Origin of the sequence: uncultured Desulfovibrio sp., from assembly GCF_949282365.1 — a bacterium.
Classification (GTDB): domain Bacteria; phylum Desulfobacterota; class Desulfovibrionia; order Desulfovibrionales; family Desulfovibrionaceae; genus Desulfovibrio.
The window spans coordinates 1-5,460 of the sequence record NZ_CASDOY010000075.1 but is presented as its reverse complement, the minus strand read 5'-3'; the positions used below and the strand labels follow the sequence as shown (position 1 = coordinate 5,460).

The following is a 5,460-nucleotide window of genomic DNA, read 5'->3' as shown; positions in this document are numbered from 1 at the left end:
TTCTCATGCCGCTGCAAAGTCTGTGGGGCAGCGATGTCTCCTGGTGGCTGTTGCTTGTATTGGGCGTTTTGTGCGGCCTGTTCGGTCAGATTGGCGACCTGTTCGCCTCCATCATCAAGCGGTGGGCAAATGTTAAGGATTTTTCCAGCGTGTTTCCGGGCCATGGCGGCATGATGGACAGGATCGACAGCGTTTTGCTGTGCACGCCGATTGTGCTGTGCACGTTTACTATTCTCCAGCTCTTCGGAATATACTAAAGGCAGGACTCGCATGATGAGACGGCAAGTGACGGTGCTGGGAAGTACCGGATCCATAGGCAGACAGGCGCTCGACGTGGTCCGCGCAAGGTCGGACCGTTTTACGCTGTTCGGCATTTCGGCCAACAGCAATATCGATCTGCTCATTGAACAGGCAAACCGTTGGCGGCCACAGTATGTCGCCTGTAGTCGCCCGCTGCATCCGGAAGATTTTCCACAAGGGACGACACTGCTTTGCGGGGACAGCGCCCTGGCGGAACTCGCCTCGATGGATGAGGCGGATATCGTGGTCAACGGCATCAGCGGCCTGGGCGCGGGCATCTTCGCCCTGCCCCTGGTCCTGCTGGTCACGGACATCAAGACCGCCTCGCTCATCACCTGCATCATCTGCATCCCCCTGCCCGCCATCCTGGGCTGGCAGTTCCGCCGCCATGTCCGTCCGGCGGACCTGCGCCGCCTGATCCCCGGCACCGTCGCGGGCCTGCTGCTGGGCCTTGCCCTGCTGCCGCTGATACCGGCCCGCGCACTGCAGACCGGTCTGGGCGGCATGCTCATGGCCTACATGCTCTGGAATCTCTGCGCCCACCGGCAGGCTCCCCCGCAGGCCCGCGCGCGCACGGGCTGGCTGTGGGGCTCGTTCAGCGGCGCTCTGGCGGGCTTCATCCAGGCCGTGGGCGGTCTGGGCGGGCCGGCCATGGGCATGTATGTCCAGCTCTCCGGCTGGGACAAGGATCGCGCCCGCGGCAACATGAGCCTCTATTTCCTGGGCCTCTCCCTGCCCCTGGTGCCCCTGCAGTTCCTGGCGGGCTACTATGACGCCAGGGTCCTTGCCGGACTGGTCCCCTGCCTGCTGGGCTGCTGCACGGGCCTGCTGCTCGGTTATCCCCTGGCCCGCAGGATCGGCGAGACCGGCTTCCAGCGCATGCTGTCCCTGGTCATCGGCCTGTCGGGCTTCTCCATCCTGATCCGCGCCCTGCTGGACAGCTGATCCGGCCGGAGGGCGGACGGCCTTCCCCGCGGGGGTTCGGGCTCCCCTCCCCCAGCCCGGCGCAGGAGAGCCGTGCCGCCGCTCCCGGATGGCGGCCCGTTGCCTGGCCCGGGCCGCGGCAGAGCGGTCTTGCCCCGTGGAACGGCGGGAACGCCCCGACGCGCGAACGGCCGCCCCAGACGCCCGCTGCCCGCGACAGCAAGGGACCGTCAGAGCCCTCCCGGCCCTGCGTCTCCGGGACCGGAGCCGACATAAAAAAAGGACGCCCCGGGCGTCCTTCCATCCCGGGCCGCGCACACGCGGGACGGGTGTTTTTGCATCAGCATGTCATAAAGGAAAAGAGCGCGGTCCCTGCGCACGGAGACAGGGCCGTGAGATTGACCGGCACCGAAACGGCAGGGCCGCGCGTACGGGGCGGGCCCCTCCCGGCCACGACGCCCCGTGGCGCGGCACCATGCGCGCGGGGCAGGCGGCACTCGGGACGGTGGCCGCGCTCAGGCCGAAGCAGGACCCTGCGTACGCGGGAACGGACACCATCCCGGCAGACCCGTGGCGGCGGCGCCATGAACATGGGGGGCAGGCCTTCCGCCCTCCCGGCAAAGCCGCCCGCCGCGGCAGGCACTGGGCCCTGTCTTTCCCGCTCCGGCCCGTCCGGCCGGGGCTGCCGCAGCGCATCGGCCCGCCGGGAAAACGGATCCCCATCCTGCCGTGCGACCCGCATCCCGGCCCGTTGCCGTCTTGCGGCATCCTCCGCCTGGGGCCGCGCCCTGTCCCGGCTTACGGGTCCAGCCTGCGCACGGCATCGGCCCTGCCCGCCACCACCAGGGTATCCCCCTTGTGCAGCACGGTGCGGGCCGGCGGCACGAACTGGAACGAACGCTCGCCCGCCGGACGGATGCCCATGACCATGACCCCGAAGGACTGGATCAGGTTCAGGTCCACCAGGCTGTGCCCGTGCCAGTTGCTGACGCGCAGCTCCTGGATGGCGATGCCGCCGTATTTGGGGATCAGGTCCAGCATGCCCGGATGGCAGAGCTGGTGCGCGGCCATGACGGCGGCTTCCATCTCGGGCACGATGGCCCGGTCCACATGCAGGCGCTGCAGGATCTTCTTGTGCTCCTCGTTGGAGGCCTTGACCCAGATTTTGGGCCCGCCCAGCTCCTGGACGTTGAGCGTGATGCTCAGGGACTGTTCCACCCCCTCGCCCACGCTGATGACGACCCAGTCCAGCTCCTGCACATGCAGGGAGCGCAGCACGCTCAGGCTGGTGGCATCGGCCTTGTAGACCGTCTCCAGCACTTCCTCGGCCAGCTGCACGCGGGCATCGGACATGTCGATGCCGATGACGGTATGGCCCAGGGAAGCCAGGGTGGTGGCCATGCGCAGGCCGAATTTCCCCAGACCGATGACACCGATCTCCAAAGTTTTTTCCGCCATGCGGACTCCTTATCATGATGTTGGGGCACCGCTCCCCCCCGCGGCCGTCGGGCCGTCGCAGGGACCGGCGGCGCTCACAGGGCCCGGATGTTCCTGTGGGCGAAGAACAGCGCCAGGAAAAAGGCGCAGAGCAGGCACGCCAGGTAGGCGGGCACGCCGAAGTGCCCGTAGAGCTGCAGGGGCAGCCAGGTGCCCAGCGCGGCGCTGAGATAATAGAAGGAAAGGTAGACGCCGTTGGTCATGCTCTTGCGGGCCCGGCTGACCCGGTTCACCACGCCGGGCAGGGTGGTGTAGACCAGCACGAAACCGCAGGTGATGCCCAGCACCACCAGAAAGAGGGCCACGGGGCTGGGGATGAGCAGCAGGAAGGCGGACAGCGACACCAGCAGCGTGCCCAGCCGGATATTGTGCATCTCGCCGTGCAGCAGGCGCGTGATCTTGCGCGAGAACACGCCCAGCAGACAGCAGACGAAGGCCGGCAGATAGACCAGGCCGATGCCCCCCTCACTGACGCCGGGCAGCAGTTCTGTCATCCTGAACGGCGCCAGATTGAGCACCGAGGCATGACCGAAGATGCACAGCGGCCCGATGAGCATCAGCGAGGCCAGCCCGGGCTGGCGCAGCACCTCCAGCACATGCCGCGGCGAAAAGACGTCCTGACGCACCGGCGCGCTGCTGCGCAGGCAGCCCAGGAAGGGCAGCACCGAGGCCATGAGCAGGCCGTGCACCAGGAGGCACACATGCCATTCGGTCAGGGAGGCCAGCAGGCCGGAACCGATGCGCCCCACGAAGGCGCCGATCAGCGTGGCCGTGCTGTAGGCCACCATGACCGTCTGCAGGCGCTCGGGCGCGCAGTGCACGGCCAGATGCGTCATGACGCTCAGCATGACAGCCGGGAAGAGCAGGCCCGACAGGCAGCGCAGCACCAGAAAGAGCAGGAAGTCCTCGCAGGCGGCGCTGCAGAACAGCAGCACGGCGGCCAGCGCCGATGCCACGGCGATGAGCCGTCGCGTGCTGCACAGGTTGAGCACATAGCCGTAGCACACCGGGGCCAGTCCCAGCGGCAGGACGGCCAGGGTCATGACCAGACCGGCGGCCTGGCTGCTGACGCCGAAATACTGCCGGATGGTGGACAGCAGGGGCTGCGGCCCGTAGAGGGAGGTATAGGTCACCGCCGCCGCCCAGAGCAGGACGAGGAATTCCTTTGTCCCCAAGCCCGCGGATGCTTTCGTCATGACGTTCCCTCCTTTTTCCCCGCACTGTTCCCCTGTGCTGCCTGCGGCCGTCTCCGGGGACTGCTAGCCTACAGGCAGCTGGCTTTCCGCATAGGCATAGGCCTTCCTGGGTCGCAGGCTGCGCAGGGCCAGCAGCAGGGAGAGGAGGCCCACGCGCCCGGCGAACATGTTGAAGATCAGGATGCACTTGCCTTCACTGGTCAGCTCCGGCGTCACATTGACGCTCAGGCCCACGGTGCCCTGGGCCGAGACCACTTCGAAGAGCAGGCGGACGAAGGCCATGCCCTGCCCCTCGATGCGGTGCAGGATGCCGTTCTCGGTGACGGTCAGCAGAAAAAGCGAAAAAAAGATGCTCAGGGTGTAGAGCAAAAAAAGCGTCAGGGCGCGCATGAGGTTCTCCGGCGGCACGCCCCGCTTGTGGAAGACGATCTGACGCTCGCCGCGCACCTGGGAAAAAACATAGCCCACCAGCAGGCGGAACGTCACGATCTTGATGCCGCCCGCGCAGGAGCCCGGTCCGCCGCCGATGAACATCAGGATCATCAGCACCAGCAGGCTGGCGTGGCTCCAGTGCGCCATATCCACCATGTTGAAGCCCGCGGTGCGCGCGGAAACGGAGTGGAACAGCGAGATCAGGAACAGATGCAGGCCGTCGCCCACCAGCTCCTCATTGCCCGCGCGGCGCCATTCCACCAGAAAGATCAGCAGTGCCCCGGCCACGATGAGGAAGAGGCTGGTGTGGATGACCAGACGGCTCAGGCGGCTGAGGCGCGTCACCGGAGCCAGCCGGCCGCGCGACAAGATGCCCAGGCATTCGCGCAGCACGCCGAAACCGATGCCGCCCAGGATGACGCAGACGCAGATCACCGTACAGACCAGCCCGTCCTCGCGAAAGGCCACCATATTGTCCGGGGCCAGGGCGAAACCCGCGTTGCAGAAGGCCGAGACCGCATGGAACAGGGCGCTGAAGGGCGAAAAAAACACGGGATCATGCCAGAACAGCACCAGTGCCGCCACGAGCTCGATGCCCAGCACGATGCAGACCACCTGCCGGAGGAACTGCCCCAGATCGAAATCCCCGCCCAGCAGGGCCTGGCTCACGGCCTCGCGGCTGGTGAAGGGCACCTGCTTGCGCCAGAGCAGGAAGATCAGGCTGGTATAGGTCATGACCCCCAGCCCGCCCACCTGGATCAGCACCAGCAGCACGCCCTGGCCCACGGGGTTCAGCGCCCGGCTGATGTCCACCGGGGAAAGCCCCGTCACGCAGACCGCAGACGTGGACAAAAAGGCGGCGTCCACCAGCGACAGCCGCTGCCCCTCGCCCTGACAGACGGGCAGCCACAGGGCCAGGGTCCCCAGGACGATCATGACGGCAAAAGAGACGGCCGGCCAGGTCAGCGGCGTGAGGTAACGTTTGCGCTGCATGCTCCACCTTTAGTCCAGCCGGCCCGTGATTGCAAGCCGGGCCCGTCGGCGGCCGGGTGCCGTCCCTGCGGGCCGCGACCGCCCCGGAGAGCGCGCCGCGCGCCTGCCGTGACGGGGG

5 protein-coding genes are annotated in these 5,460 nt (G+C 67.2%); 2 read left to right on the top strand and 3 right to left on the bottom strand.

Features of this window, described 5'->3' with window-relative positions; genetic code table 11:
• Both Q1X76_RS09820 and Q1X76_RS09815 read left to right on the top strand, forming a co-directional pair.
• Positions 1 to 257 (top strand): phosphatidate cytidylyltransferase (locus Q1X76_RS09820; RefSeq protein WP_300719682.1); only part of this gene is annotated, 257 nt, incomplete at its 5' end.
• 13 nt (positions 258 to 270) lie between these two features.
• Complete coding sequence (locus Q1X76_RS09815; protein ID WP_366141000.1) at positions 271 to 1,245, top strand: TSUP family transporter; 975 nt, start codon at positions 271 to 273, stop codon at positions 1,243 to 1,245.
• Between the two features lie 777 nt (positions 1,246 to 2,022).
• Here Q1X76_RS09815 and Q1X76_RS09810 read toward each other — a convergent pair.
• The 3 genes from Q1X76_RS09810 to Q1X76_RS09800 all read right to left on the bottom strand — a co-directional run bounded on the left by Q1X76_RS09810 (position 2,023) and on the right by Q1X76_RS09800 (position 5,342).
• Positions 2,023 to 2,682: a TrkA family potassium uptake protein gene (locus Q1X76_RS09810; RefSeq protein WP_300719680.1), complete on the bottom strand. Its 660-nt coding sequence runs from the start codon at positions 2,680 to 2,682 to the stop codon at positions 2,023 to 2,025.
• 74 nt (positions 2,683 to 2,756) lie between these two features.
• A complete protein-coding gene (locus Q1X76_RS09805; protein ID WP_300719678.1) occupies positions 2,757 to 3,917 on the bottom strand; it encodes an MFS transporter in 1,161 nt (386 codons plus the stop codon).
• Between the two features lie 63 nt (positions 3,918 to 3,980).
• Positions 3,981 to 5,342 (bottom strand): potassium transporter TrkG, encoded by a 1,362-nt coding sequence (locus tag Q1X76_RS09800; RefSeq protein ID WP_300719676.1) that lies wholly within the window; start codon positions 5,340 to 5,342, stop codon positions 3,981 to 3,983.
• Between the last annotated feature and the right edge of the window lie 118 nt (positions 5,343 to 5,460).

What these genes read in the sequence shown, in the direction of transcription:
- Q1X76_RS09800 (WP_300719676.1), bottom strand. Translation starts at nt 5,342, where the DNA reads ATGCAGCGCAAACGTTACCTCACGCCGCTGACCTGGCCGGCCGTCTCT.
- Q1X76_RS09810 (WP_300719680.1), bottom strand. Translation starts at nt 2,682, where the DNA reads ATGGCGGAAAAAACTTTGGAGATCGGTGTCATCGGTCTGGGGAAATTC.
- Q1X76_RS09815 (WP_366141000.1), top strand. Translation starts at nt 271, where the DNA reads ATGATGAGACGGCAAGTGACGGTGCTGGGAAGTACCGGATCCATAGGC.
- Q1X76_RS09805 (WP_300719678.1), bottom strand. Translation starts at nt 3,917, where the DNA reads ATGACGAAAGCATCCGCGGGCTTGGGGACAAAGGAATTCCTCGTCCTG.